The organism is Sphingobium sp. DN12, assembly GCF_051058005.1.
In the GTDB taxonomy this organism is placed as follows: Bacteria; Pseudomonadota; Alphaproteobacteria; order Sphingomonadales; family Sphingomonadaceae; genus Sphingobium; species Sphingobium yanoikuyae.
Window position 1 is genome coordinate 3,556,723 of the sequence record NZ_CP173717.1, and the last position, 25,398, is coordinate 3,582,120.

At 59.2% G+C, this 25,398-nt stretch carries 28 protein-coding genes, 1 tRNA gene and 2 pseudogenes; 23 read left to right on the forward strand and 8 right to left on the reverse strand.

Annotation, left to right across the window (positions count from 1 at the left end):
* Positions 1-107: 107 nt before the first annotated feature.
* From ACI6S0_RS16780 to ACI6S0_RS16850, 15 genes are all read left to right on the forward strand, one after another.
* Complete coding sequence (locus ACI6S0_RS16780; RefSeq protein WP_434403708.1) at positions 108-1,940, forward strand: cation:proton antiporter; 1,833 nt, start codon at positions 108-110, stop codon at positions 1,938-1,940.
* Positions 1,937-2,560 carry an OmpA family protein gene (locus ACI6S0_RS16785; protein WP_434403709.1) on the forward strand — a complete coding sequence of 208 codons (624 nt, stop codon included), beginning with the start codon at positions 1,937-1,939 and terminating at the stop codon, positions 2,558-2,560. The genes ACI6S0_RS16780 and ACI6S0_RS16785 overlap by 4 nt, the downstream gene beginning before the upstream one ends.
* Positions 2,561-2,592: 32 nt before the next feature.
* Positions 2,593-3,882, forward strand: coding sequence for an adenosylmethionine--8-amino-7-oxononanoate transaminase (locus tag ACI6S0_RS16790; protein ID WP_434403710.1), 1,290 nt, complete (start codon positions 2,593-2,595; stop codon positions 3,880-3,882).
* 57 nt (positions 3,883-3,939) lie between these two features.
* Entirely contained in the window at positions 3,940-4,158 is a 219-nt protein-coding gene (gene infA / locus ACI6S0_RS16795) for a translation initiation factor IF-1 (RefSeq protein WP_003049127.1), read from the forward strand.
* 12 nt (positions 4,159-4,170) lie between these two features.
* Positions 4,171-4,758: a Maf family protein gene (locus tag ACI6S0_RS16800; RefSeq protein ID WP_434403711.1), complete on the forward strand. Its 588-nt coding sequence runs from the start codon at positions 4,171-4,173 to the stop codon at positions 4,756-4,758.
* A 49-nt stretch (positions 4,759-4,807) separates the two neighbouring features.
* Positions 4,808-5,797: a ribonuclease gene (locus ACI6S0_RS16805; protein ID WP_434403712.1), complete on the forward strand. Its 990-nt coding sequence runs from the start codon at positions 4,808-4,810 to the stop codon at positions 5,795-5,797.
* Positions 5,787-5,981, forward strand: a complete 195-nt coding sequence (locus ACI6S0_RS16810) for a DNA gyrase inhibitor YacG (RefSeq protein WP_037521277.1) — start codon at positions 5,787-5,789, stop codon at positions 5,979-5,981. Before ACI6S0_RS16805 ends, ACI6S0_RS16810 begins: the two co-directional genes overlap by 11 nt.
* A gap of 49 nt (positions 5,982-6,030) precedes the next feature.
* Positions 6,031-6,106, forward strand: a tRNA-Phe gene (locus tag ACI6S0_RS16815).
* A 166-nt stretch (positions 6,107-6,272) separates the two neighbouring features.
* Positions 6,273-7,556, forward strand: a complete 1,284-nt coding sequence (locus ACI6S0_RS16820) for a tyrosine-type recombinase/integrase (RefSeq protein ID WP_048939424.1) — start codon at positions 6,273-6,275, stop codon at positions 7,554-7,556.
* A gap of 699 nt (positions 7,557-8,255) precedes the next feature.
* Positions 8,256-8,768, forward strand: coding sequence for a hemerythrin domain-containing protein (locus ACI6S0_RS16825; protein ID WP_004208777.1), 513 nt, complete (start codon positions 8,256-8,258; stop codon positions 8,766-8,768).
* A gap of 107 nt (positions 8,769-8,875) precedes the next feature.
* Positions 8,876-9,850 carry a TIGR03557 family F420-dependent LLM class oxidoreductase gene (locus ACI6S0_RS16830; protein ID WP_048939425.1) on the forward strand — a complete coding sequence of 325 codons (975 nt, stop codon included), beginning with the start codon at positions 8,876-8,878 and terminating at the stop codon, positions 9,848-9,850.
* A 231-nt stretch (positions 9,851-10,081) separates the two neighbouring features.
* Entirely contained in the window at positions 10,082-11,200 is a 1,119-nt protein-coding gene (locus ACI6S0_RS16835) for a DUF3182 family protein (RefSeq protein WP_048939677.1), read from the forward strand.
* Entirely contained in the window at positions 11,197-11,994 is a 798-nt protein-coding gene (locus ACI6S0_RS16840; protein ID WP_048939675.1) for an alpha/beta hydrolase family protein, read from the forward strand. Before ACI6S0_RS16835 ends, ACI6S0_RS16840 begins: the two co-directional genes overlap by 4 nt.
* Before the next feature lie 62 nt (positions 11,995-12,056).
* The gene (locus ACI6S0_RS16845; protein ID WP_122928371.1) at positions 12,057-12,500 is read left to right on the forward strand and encodes a pyridoxamine 5'-phosphate oxidase family protein; all 444 of its coding nucleotides are present in this window, start codon (positions 12,057-12,059) and stop codon (positions 12,498-12,500) included.
* A complete protein-coding gene (locus ACI6S0_RS16850) occupies positions 12,500-12,697 on the forward strand; it encodes a hypothetical protein (protein ID WP_004208783.1) in 198 nt (65 codons plus the stop codon). Before ACI6S0_RS16845 ends, ACI6S0_RS16850 begins: the two co-directional genes overlap by 1 nt.
* A gap of 45 nt (positions 12,698-12,742) precedes the next feature.
* Here ACI6S0_RS16850 and ACI6S0_RS16855 read toward each other — a convergent pair whose 3' ends face one another.
* Positions 12,743-13,372, reverse strand: coding sequence for a class I SAM-dependent methyltransferase (locus ACI6S0_RS16855; RefSeq protein ID WP_240626741.1), 630 nt, complete (start codon positions 13,370-13,372; stop codon positions 12,743-12,745).
* A 286-nt stretch (positions 13,373-13,658) separates the two neighbouring features.
* Here ACI6S0_RS16855 and ACI6S0_RS16860 point away from each other — a divergent pair.
* Positions 13,659-14,419, forward strand: a pseudogene (locus ACI6S0_RS16860) (IS5 family transposase).
* Positions 14,420-14,579: 160 nt separating this feature from the next.
* On the forward strand, positions 14,580-15,146 hold the full coding sequence (locus ACI6S0_RS16865; protein WP_122928373.1) for a hypothetical protein: 567 nt from the start codon (positions 14,580-14,582) through the stop codon (positions 15,144-15,146).
* Positions 15,147-15,664: 518 nt separating this feature from the next.
* Here ACI6S0_RS16865 and ACI6S0_RS16870 read toward each other — a convergent pair.
* Positions 15,665-17,028 (reverse strand): IS3 family transposase gene (locus tag ACI6S0_RS16870; RefSeq protein WP_139278864.1). Its coding sequence is split into 2 segments (ribosomal slippage): positions 15,665-16,678 and positions 16,681-17,028, totalling 1,362 coding nucleotides; the frame shifts between segments, so codons are not numbered across the junction.
* 333 nt (positions 17,029-17,361) lie between these two features.
* Between ACI6S0_RS16870 and ACI6S0_RS16875 the strand changes: the two genes are divergently transcribed.
* The 3 genes from ACI6S0_RS16875 (at position 17,362) to ACI6S0_RS16885 (ending at position 18,440) form a co-directional block, all read left to right on the forward strand.
* Positions 17,362-17,838 carry an Hsp20 family protein gene (locus ACI6S0_RS16875; RefSeq protein ID WP_063141738.1) on the forward strand — a complete coding sequence of 159 codons (477 nt, stop codon included), beginning with the start codon at positions 17,362-17,364 and terminating at the stop codon, positions 17,836-17,838.
* 81 nt (positions 17,839-17,919) lie between these two features.
* On the forward strand, positions 17,920-18,366 hold the full coding sequence (locus ACI6S0_RS16880; RefSeq protein ID WP_434403713.1) for an Hsp20/alpha crystallin family protein: 447 nt from the start codon (positions 17,920-17,922) through the stop codon (positions 18,364-18,366).
* Positions 18,303-18,440, forward strand: a complete 138-nt coding sequence (locus tag ACI6S0_RS16885) for an Hsp20 family protein (RefSeq protein WP_434405959.1) — start codon at positions 18,303-18,305, stop codon at positions 18,438-18,440. Before ACI6S0_RS16880 ends, ACI6S0_RS16885 begins: the two co-directional genes overlap by 64 nt.
* A 557-nt stretch (positions 18,441-18,997) precedes the next feature.
* On the opposite strand, the gene ACI6S0_RS16890 is transcribed toward ACI6S0_RS16885, so the two are convergent.
* Positions 18,998-19,294, reverse strand: a complete 297-nt coding sequence (locus ACI6S0_RS16890; protein WP_107917549.1) for a plasmid stabilization protein — start codon at positions 19,292-19,294, stop codon at positions 18,998-19,000.
* Positions 19,295-19,519: 225 nt separating this feature from the next.
* On the opposite strand from ACI6S0_RS16890, the gene ACI6S0_RS16895 reads away from it, so the two are divergent.
* Positions 19,520-19,705 (forward strand): hypothetical protein, encoded by a 186-nt coding sequence (locus ACI6S0_RS16895; protein WP_048938969.1) that lies wholly within the window; start codon positions 19,520-19,522, stop codon positions 19,703-19,705.
* Positions 19,706-20,245: 540 nt separating this feature from the next.
* Here ACI6S0_RS16895 and ACI6S0_RS16900 read toward each other — a convergent pair.
* Both ACI6S0_RS16900 and ACI6S0_RS16905 read right to left on the reverse strand, forming a co-directional pair.
* The gene (locus tag ACI6S0_RS16900) at positions 20,246-20,431 is read right to left on the reverse strand and encodes a hypothetical protein (RefSeq protein ID WP_037490583.1); all 186 of its coding nucleotides are present in this window, start codon (positions 20,429-20,431) and stop codon (positions 20,246-20,248) included.
* A gap of 10 nt (positions 20,432-20,441) precedes the next feature.
* The gene (locus tag ACI6S0_RS16905; RefSeq protein ID WP_080993687.1) at positions 20,442-20,723 is read right to left on the reverse strand and encodes a DUF2171 domain-containing protein; all 282 of its coding nucleotides are present in this window, start codon (positions 20,721-20,723) and stop codon (positions 20,442-20,444) included.
* A 150-nt stretch (positions 20,724-20,873) separates the two neighbouring features.
* Here ACI6S0_RS16905 and ACI6S0_RS16910 point away from each other — a divergent pair, with 150 nt between their 5' ends.
* Entirely contained in the window at positions 20,874-21,290 is a 417-nt protein-coding gene (locus tag ACI6S0_RS16910) for a hemerythrin domain-containing protein (RefSeq protein ID WP_080993684.1), read from the forward strand.
* Between the two features lie 76 nt (positions 21,291-21,366).
* The gene (locus ACI6S0_RS16915) at positions 21,367-21,723 is read left to right on the forward strand and encodes a DedA family protein (protein ID WP_199909694.1); all 357 of its coding nucleotides are present in this window, start codon (positions 21,367-21,369) and stop codon (positions 21,721-21,723) included.
* A 66-nt stretch (positions 21,724-21,789) separates the two neighbouring features.
* On the opposite strand, the gene ACI6S0_RS16920 is transcribed toward ACI6S0_RS16915, so the two are convergent.
* The 3 genes and pseudogenes from ACI6S0_RS16920 to ACI6S0_RS16930 form a co-directional block, all read right to left on the reverse strand.
* Positions 21,790-24,390 (reverse strand): GAF domain-containing hybrid sensor histidine kinase/response regulator, encoded by a 2,601-nt coding sequence (locus tag ACI6S0_RS16920; RefSeq protein ID WP_048938966.1) that lies wholly within the window; start codon positions 24,388-24,390, stop codon positions 21,790-21,792.
* Between the two features lie 295 nt (positions 24,391-24,685).
* Positions 24,686-24,936, reverse strand: a pseudogene (locus ACI6S0_RS16925) (IS630 family transposase); the annotation flags it as partial.
* 113 nt (positions 24,937-25,049) lie between these two features.
* Complete coding sequence (locus tag ACI6S0_RS16930) at positions 25,050-25,397, reverse strand: response regulator transcription factor (protein WP_004208794.1); 348 nt, start codon at positions 25,395-25,397, stop codon at positions 25,050-25,052.
* Position 25,398: the final 1 nt, after the last annotated feature.

Genomic DNA, 25,398 nt, shown 5'->3' on the forward strand with positions numbered 1-25,398 from the left:
TTGCCACGGGAATGGCGGGTTTTCCCTTGCCCGCCATTCCCGCTCTGCGATCCGGTTCCCCAGATCGTTGAAAATAAAGGGGGTGACCATGGCGGCTTCGCCTGTCTATGGTCCCGGCCATGCATGAACAGGCCCTTGTAATCGCGCTGATCGGCATATTGGGCATCGGCGCCCAATGGATTGCCTGGCGCACCGGCTGGCCCGCCATCGCCCTGATGCTCGCCGCTGGCGTCATCGGTGGCCCGGTGACCGGCCTTATCGATCCCAAACTCACTTTTGGCGAACTGCTCGAACCCATGGTGTCGGTGGCGGTCGCCCTGATCCTGTTCGAGGGCGGGCTCAGCCTCAATTTCCGCGAATTGCGCAAGACCGACGGCGCCGTCACCCGGCTGGTGGTGCTGGGTGCGCCGATCGGATGGGTGTTGGGCGCGCTTGCCCTTTATTATGTCGCGGGCCTCGTCTGGCCGGTGGCGATCCTGTTCGCGGGCATTCTTGTGGTGACCGGGCCGACCGTGGTGCTGCCGCTGCTGCGCCAATCCAACGTCGCCGCCCGGCCGCGCGCCATCCTCAAATGGGAAGCGATCGTCAACGATCCGGTCGGCGCGCTGCTCGGCCTTGCCACCTATGAATATCTGCGCCGGTCGAGCGAGGGCAGCACGCTGGCGGCCGTCATCCTGTCGCTGGTCGCGGCCGCGATCATCGCCGGCCTCATCGGCTGGCTTGCCGCCCGCGCGATCGGCTGGGCGTTCCAGCGCGGCCATGTGCCGGAATATCTGAAAGCGCCGATCCTGCTGGTCGCGGTGATCGGCGTCTTCGTTCTCTCCAACCTCATCCAGGCGGAAACCGGCCTCGTCACCGTGACGGTGATGGGCGTGGCGCTTGCCAACATGAAGTTCGATTCCCTGCGCGACATCCAGCCGTTCAAGGAAAATGTCACCGTCCTGCTGATATCGGGCGTGTTCGTGATCCTGTCGGCCTCGCTCGACCTTGATGTGCTGCGCCAGTTCGAATGGCGCTTCCTGGCCTATCTGCTGGTGCTGCTGTTCGTCGTCCGTCCCGCGACGGTGCTGCTCAGCCTCGCTTTCTCGCCGGTGCCCTGGAACGAGCGACTGCTGGTCGCCTGGATTGCGCCGCGTGGTATCGTCGCAGTCGCCATTTCCGGCCTGTTCGCGCTGCGGCTCGATCGGCTGGGCTATGGCGACGGCGCGATCCTCGTCACCCTGTCCTTCTCGATCGTGGTCGCGACCATCCTGTTCCATGGCTTCTCGATCAAGCCGGTCGCCCGGCTGCTCAAGGTCACGGGCGCGCAGGACAAGGGCCTGCTGCTGGTCGGCGCCACGCCCTTCAGCCTCAGCCTTGCCGCCCAGTTGCGCCAGCTGGAGGTGCCGGTGATGATTGCCGACAATAGCTGGCAGCGGCTGGCCCCCGCCCGCCATGGCGGCATCCCGACCTATCATGGCGAGATATTGGCGGAGGCGACCGAGGAGCGGCTGGACCTCGCCCAGTTCCAGGTGCTCGCCGCCACGTCGGAAAATGAGGCCTATAACGCGCTCGTCTGCAACGAGTTCGCGCCCGAAGTGGGCCGCGACAATGTCTATCAGCTGGGCGACGCCAGCGACGATCATGATCCGCGCGCGCTGCCGGAATCGCTGCGTGGCCGCGCGTTGTTCGACTCCGGCCTCGGCGTCGAGGAAATCATGATCCGCGAGGATGCCGGCTGGACCTTCCGCAAGACGCGGATCAGCGACCAGTTCGATTTCGAGGCGGCCAAGGCCGACTTGCCGGCCGATGCTGACATGCTGCTGCTGCTCCGCAGGAACGGCACGATGCGCTTCTTCACCCATGCGTCGCGACCGACGCCACAGCCGGGCGACACGATCCTGTCTTATGTGCCGCCCGCATCAAAGACCCGCAAGAAACCGGAAGGAGAGGAGGAATGAGGAGGCTCGCCCCCGCGCTGGCCCTGTGCGTCATGCTGGCGGCCTGTGATCGGCCCGCAGGCAATGCTGTTGATAACGTAGCCAACGCAGCCAATGCGTCCGGCAATGATATGGCCGCGAACGAGGCGGATAATGTCGCCGAGCCGGTCCGTTCGATCCTGCGCCCCGAAGTGGCCGAACCCGAAGCGCCGAAGATCGAACCGCTCGACGCCACCATCGCTTTCGGCACGTCCGGGCTGAAGCTGGACGACGCGGCGCGTGCGGCGCTCGATACGCTGGTCGAAACCCCGGCAATCAAGACCGGCGGTGCGATCACGTTGCGCGGTCATAGCGACAGCAAGGGCAATGACGGTGACAATCGCGTGGCATCGCGCATCCGGGCCGAGGCGGTCGAGGCCTATCTGGTCGAAAAGGGCATTGCCAAGGATCGCATCAGCCTGATCGCGCTGGGCGAAACCCGACCAGTGGCCGCCAATGCGAAGGAGGATGGCAGCGACGATCCGGAAGGCCGGGCGAAGAATCGCCGGGTCGACATCCATGTCGCGGTGCCCACGGTCGTGGTGCCAACGGCGGCCGTGCTGCCCAGCATCTCCCCGGTGGATCGCAAGGACAAGCCATAGCCTTGGCCGCCGATCGGGCGTAGGGGACGCCGATGACCTCTCCTGTCTGGCACCCCTTCACCCAGCATGGCCTCAATGAGCCCATTCCCCATGTCGTCCGGGCGGAGGGCACGACTCTCCATCTGGCCGATGGTAGCAGCCTGGTTGATGGCATTTCCAGCTGGTGGGTGACGACCCATGGCCATTGCCATCCGCGCATCGCCGCTGCCATCGCGCATCAGGCCGGGCAGCTCGATCAGTTGATCTTCGCGGGCTATACCCATGAACCGGCCGAGGCAGTGGCGCGCGGCCTTGTCGATCTCATGCCACAGGCGCCGGGACGCGACCCCCTGGCCCATGTCTTCTTTTCCGACAGCGGGTCGACCGCGGTGGAAGTCGCGCTCAAGATGGCGCTCGGCTATTGGCATAATCGCGCGCTCGACGGGCTGGGTGAGGCGCGCAGCCGCATCCTGGTGCTGGAACATAGCTATCATGGCGATACGATCGGGGCGATGTCGATCGGCGAGCGCGGTGTCTATAATGCCGCCTGGACGCCCTTGCTGTTCGATGTCGGCACCATACCCTTCCCGCATACCGGTCGCGAGCAGGAGACGCTTGCCGCACTGGAGGCGGCTTGTGCGCAGAAGCCGGCAGCCTTCATCGTCGAGCCGCTGATCCTGGGAGCCGGGGGGATGCTGATCTATCCGCCCCATGTGCTGCGGGCGATGGCCGATATCTGCGCGCGCCACGATGTCCTGTTCATCGCCGACGAGGTGATGACTGGCTGGGGCCGCACCGGCACCCTGTTCGCCTGCGAACAGGCCGGCGTCGTGCCCGACATCATGGCCGTGGCCAAGGGGATTACCGGCGGCGCCATCCCGCTCGCCGCGACGCTGGCGACCTCGCGCATCTTCGAGGCGCATCGCTCGACCGACCGGGCGCGGCTCTTCTACCATTCGTCCAGTTACACCGCGAACGCGATCGCCTGCGCTGCTGCCGCCGAAAATCTCGCCATCTGGGCTGAAGAGGATGTGCGCGGACGGATTGCTGCGCTGACGCAGGGCATCGCCGATCGGCTGGCCTTGCTGGCCGATCACGCCGCCTTTGCCAACCCGCGCCAGATCGGCACGATCATGGCGATCGACCTGGTAGCGGCCGATGCCGGCTACCTCTCTGACCTCGCGCCGCGCCTGCGTGCCTTCTTCCTGGAACGCGGCCTCTTGCTAAGGCCGCTTGGCAACACCATCTACCTGATGCCGCCCTATTGCATCGATGCGCAGCAGCTCGATGCCGTCTTCGCGGCCCTCGTCGCAGCCGGTGATTATTTCGGTTCTGCGTCCTGACTTCCATTTTCCACGTTTTGGCGCTATGGCGGCGCGATTTTTCGATTCTGGGATATTATGGCCAAAGAAGAACTGCTTGAAATGCGCGGACAGGTTGTGGAGCTTCTCCCCAACGCCATGTTCCGCGTGCGCCTTGAGAATGATCATGAAATTCTCGGCCACACCGCTGGCAAGATGCGCAAGAACCGCATCCGTGTGCTGGTCGGTGACGAAGTGCTGGTCGAACTGACCCCCTACGACCTGACCAAGGGTCGGATCACCTACCGCTTCAAATAAGCCGCATTTTCGATGCGACTCATTCTAGCTTCGGCTTCCCCCAGACGGCGTGACCTTCTGGGGCAGATTGGCGTGCTTCCTGATGCCGTCGATCCTGCGGACATTGACGAAACGCCGCGCAAGGCCGAATTGCCGGCCGCCTATGCTGCGCGTGTCGCCGCCGAAAAGGGCGCGCTGGTCGCCGCCCGTCATCCCGGCGCGCTGATCCTGTCGGGCGATACCGTGGTGGCCGCCGGCCGCCGCATCCTGCCCAAGGCGGAAAGCGAGGCGGAGGTCCGTGCCTGTCTCGACCTGCTGTCGGGGCGCCGGCATCGCGTCTACAGCGCCATCACCCTGATCGACGCTGCGGGCGTGGCACGGCATCGCCTGTCGACCAGCATCGTCATGTTCAAGCGGCTGGAGCGCAGCGAGATCGACCGCTATATTGCCAGCGGCGAAGGGCTGGGCAAGGCGGGCGGCTACGCCATTCAGGGCCGTGCCGCGGGCCTCATCCGCAGCATCCAGGGTAGCCATAGCGCGATCATGGGCCTGCCGCTTTACGAAACCCGCACGCTGCTTGAGGCAGCGGGCTATCCACTGGACCGTCGGGATTTCGAGTGAAATGGTACATTTCGCGGCTCGGAAATCACGACAAGTAGGTAACTGAACGATGGCCGAATGGCTTTATGAAGAAGGCATTGGCGAGGCCCGTGCCGCACTGATCGAAAAAGGGCGCATCGTCGAGGCGCTGATCGAGCGCGAAGGCGAGATTGCCCGCGCCGGGGCCATCCTTCAGGGCCGTCTGGTCCAGACCATCATTCCGCGCAAGCGGGGCGTCGTGCGCCTGATCTCGGGTGAGGAAGTGCTGATCGAGCCGATCCCGCCCAAGGTGGCCGAGGGCGCCAATGTGCTAGTCGAGATTTTCCGCGAGGCGATTGCCGAGGAAGGCCGGGGCAAGCGCGCCAAGGGCCGCATCGCCCAGCCCGGTTCCAAGGTCCATCCTGGCCCCAGCCTGCTGCAGCGGCTGCGCGCCACCGATGTCGCCATCCGTCCCTGTCCCGCCCATGAGGAGGACCGGCTCGAAGCCCTTGGCTGGAGCGAGCTGATGGAGGAAGCGGTAACCGGCGAAGTCGGCGCCGAGGATGCGGCGCTGCGCATCTTCCTGACCCCTGCCATGATCCTGATCGACATCGACGGCAGCCTGCCGCCGGCCCAGCTCGGCCCCAAGGGCGCGAAGCTTTCTGCCCAGGCGATCCGTCGCATGGGGCTGGCCGGCTCGATCGGCATCGACCTGCCGACCATGAACAACAAGGATGAGCGCATCGTCGCGGCTGCGCAGATCGACAAATATCTGCCGCTGCCGTTCGAGCGGACGGCGGTCAACGGCTTCGGCTTCGTCCAGATCATCCGCCGCCGCGAGCGCGCCAATCTGATGGAACTGCTGCGCGAGGATCCGGTGCTGACCGCCGCGCTGGCGCTGCTGCGCCGTGCCGAACGGCATGGCACCGGCGGCGCGGCGACGATCACCGCCACGCCGGCGATCATCGACCTGCTGCACAAGCGTGCCGACTGGATCGAACAGCTCGCCCGCCGTCGCGGTGGCGAGGTCACGCTGCGCGCCGATTCCGCGCTGTCGCTGGCGGCCGGTCATGTCGCCTAAGGCCGGCGCCTGCCCGGTCTGCGGCCAGCCGGCACAGCCGGAAACCCGCCCCTTCTGCGGCAAGGGATGCCGCGATCGCGACCTGCTGCAATGGCTGGGCGAGGGCTATCGCGTGCCCGGCATGCCGGGCGACGAAGCCCTGCAAAAAAATGATAATTATGGGCTGGACAGCGAGCCGGATTGACGCCTATAGGCACGCCTCCATCCGGCGGCCACCTCCGCCGAGACCCGATGCCCGGGTAGCTCAGTTGGTAGAGCATGCGATTGAAAATCGCAGTGTCGGCGGTTCGAATCCGTCCCCGGGCACCATTTGTTCCCCTCAGAACATCTCGGAAATGCCCAAGCCGCCTCTCGGAAATGGCGGATTTCTGCGACCTTTTGAGCCTTTTGCTCTCAGGGCGTCCAGTTGCATCTCGCAACCTTTTCTGGCCAAAGTTGGTAGCTATTCTCGCGGGTACCCTGAAGGAGATACCCCATGCTGAGCGCCATGGCCGTGAGCAACGCGAAGCCCATCCACCGTCCATATAAATTATCGGACGGCCGGGGCCTGTATCTGATGGTGATGCCCAATGGGGCGCGCTACTGGCGTTTCTATTACACCTTCCTCAAGAAGCAGAAGACGCTGTCGGTCGGGGTGTATCCCGATGTCTCGCTCGCACTGGCGCGAGAACGGCGGGAAGAGCTGCGCCGCATTCTTGCGTCAGGCGAAGACCCGTCGAGCCGACGGAAGGCTGATGCCGCTCAGGCGCGGCTGCTTGAAACCGGGACGTTCGATCAGCTTGCCGACGAGTATGTCGCGCGTTTGAAGGCTCGGGGTCGAGCCGAGAAGACGGTCAGCAAGAATATCTGGATCCTCGAATACGCACGGCCCGCGCTCGGAAACCAGCTGGTGCGGGATATCTCGACGCCGGAGGTGCTGGAGATCCTGCGCAAGATCGAAGCGCGAGGGCATCACGAAACCGCGATTCGGCTTCGAGGGACACTGAGCACCATCTTTCGCTACGCCATTGCCACCGGCAGGGCGAACAAGGATCCGGCGAGCGAATTGCGTGGGGCGTTGCTGACGCCTAAGGTCAAGCACAGGCCGGCTATCACGGATCCGGCCAAGGTGGGTCCGCTGCTTCGTGCCATCGACGGCTATGACGGCGATGGGGCGGTCCGAATCGCCCTTCAGCTGTCGGCCCACCTGTTCGTTCGACCAGGCGAGCTACGGCTGGCGCAATGGGAGGAGTTTGATCCGGACAGTTGTATCTGGCTCATCCCGGCGAGCCGGACGAAGATGCGTCGTCTTCATAAGGTCCCGCTCTCCCGTCAGGTTCTTGGCCTGTTGGAGAAGCTGGAGGGTATGACCGGGGGCGGTCAGCTCCTGTTTCCCAGCCCGCGATCCGACAAACGCGCGATATCCGACAATACGCTGAATGCAGCGCTTCGCCGGATGGGCTTCAAGCAGGACGAAATGACGGCGCATGGCTTCCGAGCTATGGCGGCGACCTTGCTCAACGAATGCGGCAAATGGCATCCGGATGCCATTGAACGACAGCTGGGCCACATCGAAGGCAATGATGTCCGGCGTGCCTATGTGCGCGGCGAGCATTGGGGCGAACGCGTGCAGATGATGCAATATTGGTCTGATCGCCTTGATCAGCTGCGTTCGACAGAAGCCGGCGTAAGGCGTAAATTTTCTCAAGCTTCTGCAGGCGAGCAGGCGGCTCCGTCACGTGACGGGGATGACGAAAGCATATCGCCTGACTGGCGCTAGGAGTGATGGCCCAGGCCTTATCAATCTATTCTGATGAGTGAGGCTAAAGAGGGCGACTTTCAGCGATGGAAGTCGCCCTCCTATTAAATCGCAGATACTGATTGGGGGAATTGTATCGTTTGCTTGGCACGCAGCGATTGCGGTCGCCAAAACTTGCAAGCGCTGCAAGCGCATAAGTCATGATGATGTACCAGTATATTTGGATATGCGATCACGACTAGAAAATTATCGGTCATGTTCCGACGATTAGCTAAGATTTTTTCTGTCCCTTATTTTGGTAGGCGATCGAAAGGCAAATTTGACTTGGATGCATGATCTTAGAGCAGTGCGGGTTTGGCTCAAATGATGTGCGAAGAGGCATCGAAATGCCGTCGCGAGACGCAAGAAACGCTGTGCCAGGACTCTATGCTCAGAATGACCAATAAGCGGCTCCGTAAAGCTGCGTGCCAGGCGTTGCGCGATGGACAGGGCAGCGAGGCAGGTTCAGCGACCACCTGGAAAGGTCACAATGAGCATCTCTGTGCGCGAAATGCGATGAAGTCGCTTTTGAGCGATCGTCAATGCACACGCCGCAGACCATGCGAAAAAATGTGTTCCGCCTGATCCAGATTATTGAGGTGGATTAGGTGAAATTGGCGCTCGGAACCCTTCGGCAATTTACGGCTTCCTTAGCGGATAGAACCACTAAGGAGATCCCACATGGCCAAGGCCGAATATTCCGATGCCATCGCCCTCCTAAAGGCCGATCATCGCAAGGTTGAAGAGCTTTTCGAGCAGTTCGAGAAAGCTGCGACTGGCAAGAAAAAGGGCGACATCGCCCACCAGATCTGCACCGAACTCAAGATCCATACGCTGATAGAGGAAGAGATTTTCTATCCCGCGTTCGAGGGCAAGATCGAGGCCGATACGCTAGAGGAAGCCTATGTCGAGCATGACGGCGCCAAGGTGCTGATCAACGACATCGAGGCTGGCTCTTGGGACGACAAATTCTACGAGGCCAAGGTCAAGGTGTTGTCTGAGGAGATTAAGCACCATGTCCACGAAGAGGAAATGCGTGGAGAAGGCATGTTCGCGCAATGTCGCGCGACCGATGTCGACCTGATTGTCCTGCGGGATCAGATGCTTGCACGCAAGGAAGAGCTAGTTGTTCAGGCCAAGGCCGCAGGCTTGCCGGCGGCCAAACCGACAGCTGTCAATCTGATCCCCACCTGAGCCGGCACTGCGAAGGGCGCGCGGCCGAACTCGAGCGCTCCAGTGCCGAAAGAGAGCTCGCATCCGACGTTTTTCGCCAACATCCCGAACATATCGAGGAAAAGACCATGCCGAAGTTCGGATATAAGCTGATGACGGAGGAGCATGGGCCAAAAGCGCTCGTGGAAAACGCGATCCGTGCAGAGAATGCGGGGTTTGACTTCGTCTCTATCTCAGATCATTTCCATCCTTGGCTCGAATCCCAGGGGCATGCCCCCTTTGCCTGGAGCGTCCTAGGGGCCATCGCCCATGCGACCGATCGGATCGGCATCGCGACCGGCCTCACCTGCCCGATCCTGCGCTATCATCCTGTCATCGTTGCGCAGGCCGCCGCCACTGTCGCTATCATGAGTGACAATCGCTTCACCCTGGCGGTGGGAGCGGGTGAACGACTGAATGAACATGTTACAGGGGTGCGGTGGCCCTCAGTGCCGGAGAGGCACGACATGCTCGGCGAAGCGGTCGAAATTCTTCGCCTTCTCTGGGAGGGCGGCGTCCATAGCTGGAAAGGGAAGCATTTCCTTATCGACCATGCCCAGCTCTACGATCTTCCGACCAAACCGATTCCTGTCATCGTTGGCGTTAGCGGTCCAGCGTCTGTCGCTCTTGCCGCGGAAAAAGGTGACGGGATCATGACAACCGCGCCGGAAAGCGATCTGGTAAAAGGCTATGAAGCCAGGGCCGGCAATCGTGGGGCCTGCTATGCGGAGGCCGTCATCGCATATGCATCCAGCGCTGAAAGAGGGTTGGAGATCACACGCGACAGATTTCGCTTCTCTGCCTTCGATTGGTCGGTCAACAGCGAGATTCCCTCGGTCAAGGGCTTTGAGGCTGCTAGCCAGTATGTCCGACCTGAAGATCTGGCAGCGAAGGTGTCAGCCGGTCCGGACGTTCAGACCCATATTCAGTTGATCTCACAGTATGTGGACGCTGGCTTCGATCATATTGTGCTGACGTGCCCTGGAGACGATCAGGCGGGCTTCATCGAATTTTTCGAGCGCGAGCTAAAACCGTCCCTGCCGCGCTTCGAGCCGTCCGAATGAGGTCGCCCCAGGATCGGGACGTTGGAGGGGCGCTCCATGGGTGTGAACGAGGTGAACTGGCTAGGCATCCCAAAAGCGATTGCATGCACCATCTTCCGCTCATGCTGCCAGTCAACGCTATTTAGGGCAAGGCCCGCCGAGTCGCCACGCCAGGCATATGGATAATAAGCTGTGTCACCTGGTTGTTTGAAAACGGCCTAGCGGCAGAGCCTCAAGGATCTGAGAGGTTTAATGGCCAGTTCGCATCAGACCCGTTTCGTGAAGATCTGTCCCGCCCAGTCCGGCGCGATGAACAACGAGCATGACAGGGTCGCCAGAGCCGAACTTGCCCGAAGGATTGCCCGCCTTGGCGAAGCGACATTCGTCGAACATGACCCGCCAGGATTTTCGGCGTTAGATGATAGTGCGCAGAAGACGCTCTTCATTCCGGCAAGCACGATCGACCTAGCCATGGCGCGGCAACTGGGCATAAGCGATGAGAGCCAGATTTACGGCGGTGTGGTTCCCCATGCCTTCGTGGGAAGCAAGGTCATCACTCATCCGCTTTTCCAAAGCAGTGATGCAGTGCCCGTGGGATGGCACTCGGAACTGGGCGCTGCGCTCGCGCCTCATGTTCTCTCCGGCTGGTCAGCTTTCAGTGTAGATGCTGTGCGCGCCGCCGGCCTCGACTTGCTTAAACAGGGTGCAATCCGCCTGAAGGAAGTTGAAGCGACGGCAGGGCTCGGACAATTTGTCGTTACCTCGCCTCGGAAACTGGAAGAAGCGATAGCCCAACTTGATACGGAGGCTGTTGCCCGTCATGGCGTCGTGATTGAAGAGAATCTCGACAATGTCATCACCTACAGCGTCGGCATGACATGCCTTTTTGGAGACTTGATCTCCTATTGGGGCACGCAGCGTCTCGCCACCAACAATGACGGAGCCACCGTCTATGGCGGCTCGACCCTGCATGTTGTGAGGGGTGGCTTTGAACGACTGGCCGGACTCGATCTTGCAGACGATCTGAAGCAGGGCATCAAAAAGGCGATCGCATATGATGCGATCGTCTCGAAATTCTACCCGGATCTGATTGCCTCTCGCCGCAACTATGATGTCGCTGCCGGGATTAATTCTTCCGGGGAAATACGCATTGGCGTCCTTGAACAAAGTTGGCGGGCGGGCGGCGCGAGTGGCGCCGAAATAGCGGCTTTCAAAGCCTTTGCGCGTGATCCCGAATTGTCGGCGGTTACATGCGCCACGATGGAGATTTATGGTGAGATCGACGCCGCACCGATCGGTAGCATCGTCTATTATAGCGGTATCGATGCGGTCGCGGGACCGATGACAAAATATGCAATGGAGCTGGAATGACAGGCAGCCAGATATGCTTCGATGTCGAAGGGGAAAGTCTTGAGGCGACAATCCTGTCTCCGGACAAGCTTGTTCCTGGCATACTCTTCATTCACGGCTGGGGCGGTTCGCGCGATCAGGACATGGTGCGCGCCGAAGAGATCGCGCAGCTGGGCTGTATCTGCTTCACCTTTGATCTGCGAGGCCATGCCCGGCACGCCGAAGAACGCAACAGAGTGACACGATCCCATGGTCTTGCCGATGTCGTAGCCGCTTACGACTATCTTGTCGGCCAGGACCAGGTCGACCCATCTGCGATTGCAGTCGTGGGTACAAGTTATGGCGGCTATCTTGCCACCCTTCTCACCGCAGTCCGTCCGGTCAACTGGCTGGCCTTACGTGTGCCCGCTCTCTATCCGGACGAACATTGGGATGTCCCCAAGGCGATGCTGGATCGCGACCTCATCAATGCCTATCGGGCACGCTTTCGGACGGGGCGAGAGGACAAGGCGCTGGCAGCATGCGAGCGATTTGCAGGCGATGTGCTCATCGTGGAGTCAGAACATGATGACTATGTCCCGCATGAGACAATCAGCTCCTATATGTCGGCGTTTCACAACAGTAATTCCTTGAGCTACCGTATCCTCAAAGGAGCCGATCATTCGTTGCGGAACGAGGGCTGCCGGCGCGCATACAACCAGTTGCTGCTCACCTGGATCGAGGAAATGGTTCGGGGAGGTCGCAGATCGTCTACCCCCCAACAGCAAGCTGCCGGAGAAATGCCATCTCAGGCTTATAGACTTGCGGATCGATAGTCTTTTCCAACGCATTGGCCCGACAAGCCGCGTCATGCGTTGAGGGAGGGAAGGAGAGAGTCATGTCATTGTCGCTCGTGGACCTGTCCCGGAAGATAAAGGACATCGATTTCGCGATGCTTGCAACTCATGCCAAAGGCGGTGCCATTGGTTCGCGTCCGATGAGCAATAATCGCGAAGTCGATTATGACGGCACGGCGTGGTTCTTCACAGACGAAACCGCCTCCATGGTTTCGGACATGGAAGCCGATTCAGCTGTCAATCTTAGCTATCAGGGCAAATCCGGTCTGCTGGGCCACCGTCCTTTTTTCGTCGCGGTCGAAGGGCGAGCCGCCTTGATCAGAGACCGGACTCAGTTTGAAGCCCATTGGACGAAGGGGCTCGAACGGTGGTGGCCGCAGGGCATTCAAACTCCCGGTCTGGTTCTGATCCAGGTGATTGGCGAACGCGCCCATTATTGGGACGGCGAGAATGAAGGCGAAATCCTTCTTGAAGGCATTAAGTGATGTCGCCCAACGAAAAGCCTTCTGCACACCGGCTCGGGAAAGCCGGTGCTTTTGTTGTCGGCACTATCATCGCCATTTTCATCATCATATTTGTCGGCAGAAACCTGTGGCACGGAGAAGAGCTCGAGCAGGATCAAGCCGTTGGCAACAATGTTGCGACTGAGCATACCGGCCCCTCCTATAATCAGCGACCGTGAGGCACGCCACGCCTCAGACCGGAAGATCCGTCGCTCTTTAAACCATCATTTATTAGGTTTCGACGCCCAGAACAGATAGCATGGTGGAATGTTGCGCCATTCATATGCGGCGTGCACTGACGAAAATCGCTGCTCGAGAAGTGGGCGTACAGCCTTCCGCATTTGATAAGCCATGAAGAGCCCATCAGGGGACAAGAGCTGCACGCTGCGATCAATGATCTGCGTTGCGATTGCAGGCTCAAGTGTCGAAAATGGTAAGCCCGAAATTATGCAATCGGCCTGCGAAAGGCCGAGATCCGCCATATACTGCTGAGCATCTGTGGCCGATCCAGTGATGACGTGCAAACGCCTGTCCGGAATTGCCGAGGCCAAATGGTCGGTGAATGACGGGCTGGTGTCGATGGCAATCAGCCTGGCATGCGGTCGGAGGTGAGCGAGAATGGCGCTAGTGAACGCGCCGGTACCTGGCCCATATTCGAGCATCGTCGTTACCTGAGACCAATCAACGCCGTGCAGCATTCGGTCGATCAGCCAGTGCGATGCTGGAAATGAAGAGCCGACCGTGTTCGGGCTTTTGAGAAATTCGGCGGCGGCAATGAGCCGGGCCTTCAAATCGCTCGTTCCCCCCGAAGCCACGGAAGTGGGGTAAGAAGCGGCATTTTGCACGTCGGCCATATCTGCTCCTCGACTTATTCTCCGCTCTAAAATCCTCCCGACGCATTTGAAGTTTCGATTCCCGCCGCAAAAATCACGCTTAACCAAATCAATCTCTGACATGATTTCTCACGCTTTTGGGACAATTGCTGATGTCAGTCTCGACGGAGGCGCGATGAAAGAGGGCGACCGTCCTGCTTTCAAGCGGCCTCTTTCATGGATCGACGGAATTAGGCCGTAAACTCATAAAATGGCTTGAGGGTTGACCGTTTGCGTGATTCAGGAGCCTCCAGATTTGGAGGACTTGATGGCACGGCGGCGGTATGAACTGACAGATCGGGAATGGGCCATCATCGAGCCGTTGTTGCCCAACAAGCCGCGTGGCGTGGCGCGGGTTGATGACCGGCGAGTGCTGAACGGGATCATGTGGCGTTTCCGGTCCGGTGCGACATGGGCGGAAATTCCCGAGCGCTATGGCCCATCGACGACCTGCTACAACCGGTTCGTGCGCTGGCGCAAAGCCGGGGTGTGGGACCGGCTTCTGGCTGAGGTTTCCGCCGGATATAATGGCGAACTGGTGATGATCGATTCCACCTGCATGCGCGTCCACCAAAATGGTGCGACGGGCAAAAAGGGGGAAGCTGCGATCGTGGCATGGGACGTTCCCGGGGCGGCCTCACCAGCAAACTCCACGCTCTTGTCGATGCTGTCGGGCGTCCTGTCAGCCTGAGACTGACAGGCGGGCAGATTCACGATGCCTGCGAGGCGGAGGCGCTGATCGAAGCCATTCCCGAGGGCGCAATCCTGCTGGGCGACAAAGGGTATGACAGCAACGCCATCCGTGAAGCCGCTGCGGCCAGGAACGTCTGGGCCAATATTCCCAATCGATCCAACCGCAAGCAGCGCTTCGCCTTCTCGCCATGGCTCTACAAGCAGCGCAATCTTGTCGAGCGCTTCTTCAACCGCATCAAGCAGTTCCGCGGCATCGCCACCCGCTACGACAAGGATCCCGACAACTTCCTCGCCGCCATCAAACTCATATGCGTTCGCCTCTGGTGCAACGCGTAATGAGTCTACGCGCTAATCTGGTCACCAGTCGTTCAAGCAAGCAACTATGGATCATCACGAGGCGATGGGCGGTTGACGGATGGGTTAGACGGGTTGCACCGATAATCTGCATCAAAGGCCAGGATCGGAACGGGGGCGCCAGGACAGCTGTTTCCCCTCTATGGCGAAACTCAAAGTCTTCCGTACGCCCGCCGGCTTCCACGACGCCTATGTAGCGGCGCCAAGTCAGAAAGCTGCACTGGCCGCGTGGGGATCCGACGCCGACCTCTTTGCGCGCGGGATTGCAGAAAAGGTCACCGACCCCAAGCTGATGGGTGAGCCGCTCGCGAAGCCCGGAGTCGTAATTAAGGTCAGCCGGGGCAGTGCGGCTGACCATTTCGAGGCTGCCGAGCCAAAGTCGCCACCACATCGCAGTCGCCCGAAAAGCAGACGAATATCTACGGAGAATGTGGCGAAAGCCGACGCGCCGCCCATCGCGCCGACGCCAAGGAAGAAGGTTCCGCGCCCCAGCCGCGCAAAACTCGATGCAGCCCAAATAGCGCTCGAACAAGCGGCTGCTAATCTCAAGCAGAGCCTGGCAGACATCGAAGCAAGGCGGCGTGCTCTCGACGCGGAGCGCCGCGCTTTGCAGGCGGAAGGCGATAAGCGTATGACGAAGCTGGAGACCGCCCGCGACAGAGCGCGCAAAAAGTATCAGGCCCGGCTGGAGAAATGGGCTAGACGCTGACTTATCAAGACTGGCGCTTTGCCGTAGGCCGCCTTCTGCCCTTTAATAGGGCTACGGCTTCGTGCCGAGGGCGGCTTTTGCATAGACTATCCAGCGGTAAGGACTGGACATTGACGATAGCTGGGGATTGCCCATCGTGATGGCTTATCCCTTGCGGGGATCGCCTCATAAACTAAAGCTCACTCATCGGCCAGACTCGACGGCTTTCAAGATCGCTTCGCAGAAGCTGACCAATTGGCCGGAATTTGAGTTTGGGCCTGGGATATGCATATGGGGGCGCCAAGTGCCGGTAACGTCGATTACACGTGGTCACCCGGCGAGTTGCTCATGCACTTGACCAATGTTGACTGACAAGGAACTTCTCCTCGCGAGCGGCGACGTCAACGCAGACGGGGCTTCTCTCGACATTGCTCCGTTCCTACGACGTATATGGTTCCCAGTACGTGTCCGTCGTCGAAACATTTGGCACAGATGGGATCGTGGATTAGCGGAGAGCGGGCCTCGTCTGGGGCTTGATGTTAGGCGGCGAGCTTGCGGTGAAGCAAGCGGCGATGTTCGATGGTCTTTCGCTTGATGGTTTCGCGGCGCCTGATGATGGCGGGAGCCCTGCCGAAGTAGGCGTCTGCCGGGGTCACGTTGCTCAGGCTCTCGTGGTAGCGCTGGTGATTGTAGTGCTCCACGAACGCCTCGATCTGGGCCTCGAGGTCGCCGGGCAGGAAGTAATTCTCCAGCAGGATGCGGTTCTTCAAGGTCTGGTGCCAGCGCTCAATCTTGCCCTGAGTTTGCGGATGCAACGGGGCTCCGCGAACGTGGCTCATCTGCTGGGCCTCGATGTACTCGGCGAGTTCGCCCGCGATGTAGCCGGGGCCGTTGTCCGATAACAGCCGGGGCTTGTGCAGCACCGTGGCACTATCGCAACCCGAGGCCTTGAGAGCGAGGTCGAGCGTGTCGGTGACGTCCTCGGCGCGCATGTTGGTGCACAGCTTCCAGGCGATGATGTAGCGCGAATAGTCGTCGAGCACGGTCGAAAGGTACATCCAGCCCCACCCGATGATCTTGAAGTAGGTGAAGTCTGTCTGCCACATCTCGTTCGGCCGGGTGGTCTTCGTGTGGAACTGGTCGGCGGCCTTGATCACGGTATAGGCCGGACTGGTGATCAGGTCGTGCGCCTTCAACAGGCGGTAAACCGTGGCCTCCGACACGAAGTAGCGCTTCTCGTCGGTGAAGCGCACGGCCAGTTCGCGGGGGGAGAGTTCGGTCGCATCAAGCGCCATCTCGACGATCTGCTCGCGGACATCCTCGGAAATGCGGTTCCACACCCGGCCTGGCGCACAGGGGCGATCCTCCAGCGATTCGGGGCCGCCTTCGAGGAAGCGATCATACCAGCGGTAGAACGTCCGGCGGGGAATGCCGAGCTTATCCAGCGTGTGCTTGGCGGGCAGGTGCGACTGCTCGACGATCCTGATGATCTCCAGCTTTTCTGCGGCAGGGTACCTCATTCGTCGTCGCCCCCATCCGCGATCATGCTTTTTTTGAGCAGACGGTTTTCCAGCGTCAGATCGGCCACGCATTCCTTGAGGGCACGGGCTTCGCGGCGCAGGTCCTGAACCTCGCCCGTTGTCGCACTGCGGGCGGTGTCACCGGCAAGACGGCGCTTGCCGGCTTCCATGAACTCCTTCGACCAGGTGTAGTAGAGGCTCTGGGCAATGCCTTCACGCCGGCACAGTTCGGCGATGCTGTCCTCGCCGCGCAATCCGTCGAGCACGATGCGGATCTTGTCTTCGGCCGAGAAATGCCGCCGCGTCTGTCGGCGAATATCCTTCACCACGGCTTCGGCAGAGGCCTTCGTCGGCGATTTTCGCAAGGAGGGTTTGGGCTTCATCTGCGTTCCTTCGTCACTACGACGAAGCCCAAACCCTCCTTAAATCTCAACCCATAATCTGTGCCATGGGTGCTGACGCCGGACACCCAGTACGGACGCTCCATAAGCCCTGTAGCAGCTCCAGGGACAAGCGCAGCTTTAGTCTTGACCATCGGCGCCCTGAGCGGATGAAGAACGCACGCCAGCGCTAGCTAAAAATGCCTCTTGAAACCGGTTTATTGCTTCCTAATTTTTCCTCGCCGGACGCCGAAACCTGGGTCCGGTGGACATTGAGAGCGCCGGCTCTCTCCGGCGCTTCTCATGCCCGAATTGCTCAATCAGGAGGATTTGGAAATGAGAACCACTGCTTTTGACTTTTCGCCGTATCGACGCTCAACCGTGGGTTTTGATCGGCTGTTCAACCTGCTCGAGGCAGGCGCGCGCGAAGACGATGGCTATCCACCCTTTGATATTCTGAGAGAAGGCGAAGACAGCTATCGCATCACGCTCGCTGTCGCAGGTTTCCGCCCCGAGGACATTGAAGTGGTGGCCCAGCAGAATCTGCTCACCGTGACCGGCAAGGGTGCCGAGGACAACGGCCAGGGCGAGTATCTGCACCGGGGCATCGCCACGCGTACGTTCGAGCGGCGCTTCCAGCTTGCCGATTTCGTGGAAGCTGGCGATGCCCGTTTCGAGAACGGCTTGCTGAGCATCACGCTCAGGCGCGTGGTGCCCGAGGCGATGAAACCGCGCCGAATTGAGATCGCTGGGGGCAAGGCCGCCCAGGATCAGATCGAAGCACCTAGGGATGAGGTCCGCGAAGCAGCCTGATCCCCGACCAAAGGGTTTGCCGGGCCGCATCCAGCGGCCCGGTAGGCCTACCCCTTCCAGCCACAAAAGGAGATGACTATCATGGCTTTTCGTGATCTCATTCCCTGGAGGCGGCAGGAAAACCGGCTCCCCGTCCCGGTCAGTGCCGAGGGCGGCCGAGACAGCGATACCCACCCGATGCTCTCGCTCCACCGCGAGGTGGACCGGCAGTTCGATGGCCTCTTCCGCGCCTTCGGCGTACCCGCATTGGCTGGATTGTACCGCGCGGCCGGCTGGCCGCATGTCGAGCTCGGCGAGACCGACAAGGAAATCCGCGCTACGGCCAAACTGCCGGGTCTCGACGAAAAGGACGTGGATATTACCGTTGAAGACGGTGCGCTCACGCTCCGGGGAGTGAGGCGGTCCAAGTTGAAAACAAGGACTTTGGTTATCCCGAGCGCAGCGATAGCTGCTCTGAACGCCGTATCCGGCTGCCCGAGGACATCGACCGTGACAACGCTAACGCAGCTTTCAAGAACGGCGGCTTGACGGTCACTCTGCCCAAGATGGAGGCGGCAAACGAAAATGTCCGCCCAAATCCGGTCAATGGCAAGGCCGCCTGACGGCCTGGCTCAGAACTTCGGTTCCTGTCTTGCCAATTATAATTGTGGGGGCAGCCTCTGCCTTATCGGGTCCTACTGATCAAAGTCAGCAACTGAGCCGCATGAGCCGTCGATGATATCCTTGGCAAGTCCCGTCACTTTCCGACTACCGGACCATGTGGCTCGGCGTCATTGGACGGTAGGAAGCGCTGCGCGGCAATCTGCCGCGCATTCGCGGCACATGTCAGCGCAAAGTTTGCAATGCGCATGCTCATATCGACCGCATTGGGCCGCGCACAGATCACAAATGCGGGCGCAACTGTCTAGCATCACTCCGACAACTTCGATATTGAAGCCCGAGCGCCGCACGGCGATCCGGCCCATCGCTGTACAGACGTCCGCGCAATCAAGGCATGACCGGATGCACTGCGTCATCTCCATTTTCTCTGCCATGCAAGCGTCTGCGCATGAGGTACACATTTCAGCGCAGAACATCGCGTGGCGTGCCGCGGTGGCCAAAAGCGGATTAAAATCCTGCCCTACGTCTGGATGGAGCGATATCATCTTGTGGATGGACATCAGCCATTCGCCTGCTTGCGTCGGGTCTCCCAACCTTTTTTCGCTGCTTGCGATCGCTTCGCATGACTTTGATCTGATCCGCCAATGCGGCCGCCTTTTCTGGGTGAATCGTGGTTTTCTGCCTTGCCACGTCCTGATCCGGATTTCTTGCCGCCACCGGTTTCCTTGTTGACTGTTGCCCACGCACGGCGCTCGGCTTCCTCATGGCTTACGCCCCGATCTTCATAGCCTTCTTCGATGTGCTCCGCTTTGCGCTTTTGCTTGTCCGTATAGCTCGACTTGTCTCCACGTGGCATGTTGGCTCTCCTTCCATTTTGTTTTTCCCAACACGGCAACAGGGGTTCGTGTCCGGCTGTGATCGCAAGAAACTTTCCCACTTAAGTTAGGAAGAGCGAGAATTTGCTTTCTGATCAAATGCATGGCTCGAGACGCCTTCAATTGGCGATAGCTTTAAATTGATCCATGTAATGGAAGGCTGGGTGACCAGGAGTCATTCCATGGCGAGATGAGGAGAGACGACGATGCACCATCAGGACGATGCGGCCTACTTTCGCCGGCGTGAGATTCAGGAGCTTGCCACTGCCGAGAAAATTGCAAATCCTCTCGCCAAGCGGCTGCATTGGGAGATGGCGCAGCAATATGCGATGCGTGCGCGTTGGTCGGAGGACACGCCGGGTGCTCGGGGGGCATTATTACAAAAAGAATAGGAAACAATTGCTAACTGATTAGCCGATTAATTGGACGAGAGTTTCCTACCGTAATATTGAGACATGGATACCAATTTCGACGTCAATTTCGGAACACTCGATCATATCAGGGCTTTTGATCGCAGGATGGGTCGGTACGCACAGTAGCGTTATTGTTGACGACTATCTTGTCTTCAGGCAACGCCCATGTGTGTCAGAAATAGCCGCCAAAAAAATGAATAATACAAGAAAGCCAAATTCCCGCCATCGGCAGGATGCTCCATTGCCAATTGCGTGGGGACGGAGATATATCATCTAGCGAACATAGTTGAGAAGTTTTATTTGTGTTTAAAACCGTCAATTTGTAATATTTGTGGCGAAACGATCATTACGCCTGCTTTTATTGCTTTTCAGTATGTATTCCCAGTTGTGCCGGGAGGGTGATAATTTGTGAATTTTGATATGGTTTGATGCCATAACTTTATTCACCACAGTACCATGCGCTTTGGTACCATGGCTTTTCCACAAAACCGCATCATCAGCGCCTCAGGGGCTTTTTCATCACGCTACCCGCGGATCCGATGAAGATGAGATGTCCCGCTTGGCCATCGCATCGATGACAGCTCGCAGGAAGGAAGAAGGGTTTTCGATCTCCTCCCTGGAGGCTGCCTCCCAATTGTCGATCAGTTCCTTGTCGGTCATGAGCCCGACATCGTCCTCATGCCTTTTTCTTACCGTGTGCGTCATGCTCCAATCCTTAGCCTTCGCCAGGCTGTCGGCCATCGTCCATGATAGCACCGCCATCCTGTTCCTCTTCGAGCAGGATGGCGGAATCGGCATTAGCCGAAAGGCGAACCTGATCGTCTTCCACCGCAGCAACCAGACCGGTCGAGATGAAGTGGTGATGGTCACCATGAGAACCGCTATCGGCCTTCACCATTTTGATCCTGTCACCTTCAAGCCGGTCCACGGTCCCGATGTGGACGCCATCCGCTCCGATCATTTCCATATGTTCAACAATAGCGGTCAGGTCTGCCATGATCGTCTCCTGCATTCTTTTGTGATGTCCAAAGCGTTCCTGCCGGAGGTGGTCAACCACCGCTGCGCGTTCGCTTAAACCCTCGGTAAGCAACCTGATAACGACGCGACTGTTCCGATAAAATCGGTTCAGCTCCCGCCCGCCTAACTTGTGTTGGTTGGATTCCCCCTCTCATTCTGTTCGAGCATCCAGATTGGGGGAGCCTTATGTACGACGTCCACCAAACGGCTCATCCTTCTAGCGCAGCTCAAGCACGCATTGGGCAAACATGCGCTGGAAGAGGAGAATGCAATTTACCCCGCTATGCGCCAGCATGGTCTTCTGGCGGAATCCTACACGCTCCATGCCGAGCATGGTTATGTGAAGCAATATCTTTATAAACTTACAGACCTTGTGAAGGATAACGACGCTTTCCAACTTAAATTGGCAAATTTTCGCCGCGACATCGAAACTCATATGCGCGACGAAGAGCATGATCTCTTTCCTCGGCTTAAGTTGGCCTTGGAAAAGGCAGATGGCGATTATCTTGCGCGTCGGATGAATCAGGAAGGGCTCAAGCTGGCCTGACCCGGGCGCAACCCCTCTCAATGGTGCAATACCTGCTATCCCTGCACAGGGAAGGACAAAATTCGAGGACGTGGCGATGACGCAGTGGATTACCGAGCTTGTTGGACAGCTTGCTTATTGGGCGATCGCTGTTTTGATGATGCTGGAGAATATTTTCCCGCCGATACCGTCCGAGGCTATCATGCCGCTTGCGGAATATTCGGCGGCTGACGGCGAACTCAATATCATTTTCGTCATCCTCTCCGGCACGGTCGGCACAACCGCGGGCGCTTTCTTTGGGTGGTGGGTGGCCAAGCTCGAGGGGATCGCGACGCAAGCGACAAGACCCACGGCGCGAAGTAAGCGGGTGCATCAAGCGTCATGCAATTCAGCGGCTGCGCACAGAGGTCGAGCTGGGAGTAAGTGTCATCTGGCCGGAATAAGTTCAATGTAAACGGCGGCGATCGCGTGGAAAAGCGCGGAAAACGTGCGATCGGCCCTTTTCTCCGCATCCAATTTCTCAGTGAAGCAGATCGGTGATGCGCTGCTTCATGGCCTCCATCGAAAAAGGCTTGGTGAGGACGTGCATACCGGGATCAAGATGCCCGTGGCTCAATACCGCGTTTTCCGCATAACCGGTGATGAAGAGAATCTTGAGATCTGGCCTGTTCACACGGGCTGCATCTGCCACCTGCCTGCCGTTCATTCCACCAGGCAAGCCGACATCAGTGATAAGCAGGTCCACTCGTGTATCGCTCTCCAGAATTTTTAGCCCTGCCGCGCCGTCTATGGCTTCGAGCGCACCATAGCCAAGCCCTTCTAGAATCTCTACGACCAGCATCCGCACAGTGGGCTCGTCATCAATCACCAGAACGGTTTCGCCTTCGCGTGCTTGAGGCGCCAGCGCCGGCTCGGCTTCCGGTGTTGCGGGAGTGCCCGCTTCCCCCAGATGGCGTGGAAGATAGAGACATATCGTTGAGCCGCGACCGAGCTCCGAATAGATCCGGGTCTGCCCACCGGACTGACGTGTGAATCCATAGATCATAGAGAGGCCGAGCCCCGTCCCCATCCCTATGGGTTTGGTCGTAAAGAATGGATCAAATGCCTTGGAGATTGTCTCCTTGCTCATCCCTGTGCCGGTATCCGAAACACACAGGGAGACATATTGCCCTGGTTCCATGTCTCGCTCAACAGCAGTCCGGCGATCCAGCCATCGGTTTCCTGTCTCGATCGTTATCTTGCCGCCATCGGGCATTGCGTCTCGCGCATTGATACACAGATTGAGAAGAGCGTTTTCCAGCTGGCTCGGATCCACAAGGACTGGCCAAAGCCCTACCCCGTTGACCGCCTCCACCTCAATAGCCGGCCCCACAGTGCGCATGACGAGGTCGACCATGCCATTCACGAGGTCGACAACGCAGGTTGGTTTTGGAGCAAGAGTCTGACGACGGGAAAAAGCCAACAGCCTGTGTGTCAGCGCTGCCGCGCGCCGCGCAGCACCTTGCGCAGCGTGTACATAGCGGTCCACATCCTCATGCCGACCCTGCGCCCGACGAATCTGGATCATCTCAAGCCCACCAGTGATCCCGGTGAGCAGGTTGTTGAAGTCATGCGCCAGTCCACCGGTCAACTGCCCAACAGCCTCCATTTTCTGCGATTGGCGCAGCGCCTCTTCGGCGGCTATCAGGTCTCGCGTTCTCTCCTCGACCTGTTGCTCCAGAGAGGCCGCCAGCTCGCGAAGTTCGATTTCCGCCCGTCGCCGTTCGGTAGCAACTCGGGTTCGTTCCGCAACTTCACGGACGAAAGCGATCTCGTCGTCGAGCCAGTCGCGTGCGGTGGCATGATTGAGATAGAGCAATGCGACAAGGCCGCCCTGTTCAGTGAGCGGCATATTGACCACAGCCTGCGCGCTTATGGCCTTGAGCGCATCGGCTCCCTCCACCGACCGCGGATCAAGGTCGGCATCGGCAATAATGACGTCTTTCCCGCGCTTGAGATCCTCGATGTAGGATCCATAATCCCGAAACTGCAGCACCCCGGCCAAGGACGATATCCCTTCGGCATTCCAGTCGCGCTCGATCGTGATCGTCTCAAGAGCCGGATCAATGACGCCATAGCCCGCCCTGCTGACCTCCAGCGCCTCGCCCAATATCCGGGATGCAGCAAAGGAGATGTCTGCAGGGTCCTGCACGTCGCGCACGACATTGCTGAGTTCGACCAGCGCATTGCGCATCCGCTCGGCGCGCCTCAGCTCCGTAACGTCCGAAGATATGCCTGCAAGCCGAACAGGTTTGCCGTCGGCATTGAGAAACGGCTGACCGCGAGAGGTCAACCACCGGATTTCCCCCCCCGGCGTGACGATCCGGTAGGTCACATCGAAGTCCACACCCGTACGCCGTGTCAGGTCGATCGCATCGATGTTAGCCGCACGATCGGCGGGATGAATAGCCGCCAGGCGGTCATCATATGTAAACGGATTTTCCGTATCTACGCCAAACAGTGCCCGGCACGCCGGAGAGGAGGCGAGCTCTCCGGTCTCGAAATTGATACTCCATGTCCCGAACTTTCCGGCGCGAAGGGCGAAATCGAGCTCGCGCTCCTGCTCGTTCTGGCGTTGGAGCCGGCTGGTAATTTCGGCCATGAGGACGGCGTTCGAATTTTCGAGTCCCTCAAGACGTTCGCGCTCCAGCGTCACATCGACCTGGCTGGCGAAGAAATATGCGAGCTTTCCCGCCCCGTCGAATACGGGGGCAAGGAGGAGCCGGTTCCAGAATGGCTCCCCGCACTTGCGATAATTGCGAATGTCGATCTCGATCGGGCGCACCGCCTCCACCGCATCATGAATCGCCTGGACATCCGTCGGATCCGTTTCGGACCCCTGCAGAAATCGGCAGTTGCGACCCAGTATCTCGTCGCGCTCGTAACCCGTCAGCCGACAGAAGGAGTCATTCGCAAACACCACCGGATTATCGTGCAAACGTGGATTGGTTATGATCATCGGCATGCGCGTGGCGCGCACCGCAGCTACGAAGGGATCCGTCCCTGCGTCGAGGCCTAAAACTTCCGCTTCAATCCTTTGAGCATCGGCGGTGCCGTTTCCGCTCGTCACTGTTTCGCTCATTCCTATGCCGATCCCGCCTACGCTTTTCCCCTTTGTTAGAACCGAGGCACGTAGAGTGCGGTTCCATCTCCCTGGCACGGGAAAGCTGGAAGGCGTTACAGATCGAGGCGCGCTCGAAATCGCTGAAGGCAGCGACTTTGGCTTTTTTCCATCGAGATGGATTGGGGTGGAGTGGCCATTTTGGTCAAAGGCGCTGGCAGGCTGGTACGCTGGTCAATAGCTGGGTGGGCGTAGCGCCCCGAGAGGCTACCAAAGAAGGGGATGCGAAGAGCGCCAGCTGTCTGGGCCAGTGGGTTGAATCCGACATTTGGTGCCCGTGCATAATTTCGTCCAGATCGACCTTCCAGATGAAAGGGCGGGGGGCCTCGTTATTCTCCTTGATAAAGAGGTTGATGGCGGCCTGCAGATCGACGACGGAATGAAATATGCCGTCTTTTCGACCGCGACCTGTGAGCTTAGCGAAAAGCGGTCGATGGCATTGAGCCATGGGCACGTCGTCGAGACGAAATGGAAGGTACAACGCGGATGCCTGGTCCAATAGGCGCGACGATCGCCAAGCATATCTGTTCAGTTCGACGCTCCGGTTGCAGCCCAGTTCCCAGGGCAAAAATCTGCCGGTCGCCGCCGTGGGCGATCCCTCGCGTTCGGCCTGCCGGCGCTCAGTGCAGCATAGTTTGAAGCATGCGCTCAAGTTCGGTCGGAAGCAGCGGTTTAAGGATCAAAGGGGCAGTGGGATGTTTGCGCATTAACGCGAAGTCCGGAGCGCCTGAACAAAAGACATAGGGGATGCCGTACAGATCAAGATCACCTGCCAAAAGGCCGACGTCGCCATCTTTCAACCGAATATCCAGGACAGCAGCGGACGGCATATCTTCAGCCACGGCAGCGATACCGTCGGCGAGCGTTTGGTAAGGCCCGTCTACCGCATAGTTGGCGTCCTCCAATATGTTAGCGATGACGGCGGCGACGGCAGGGTCGTCCTCGACCAGCAGGATGCGGTTACTCATC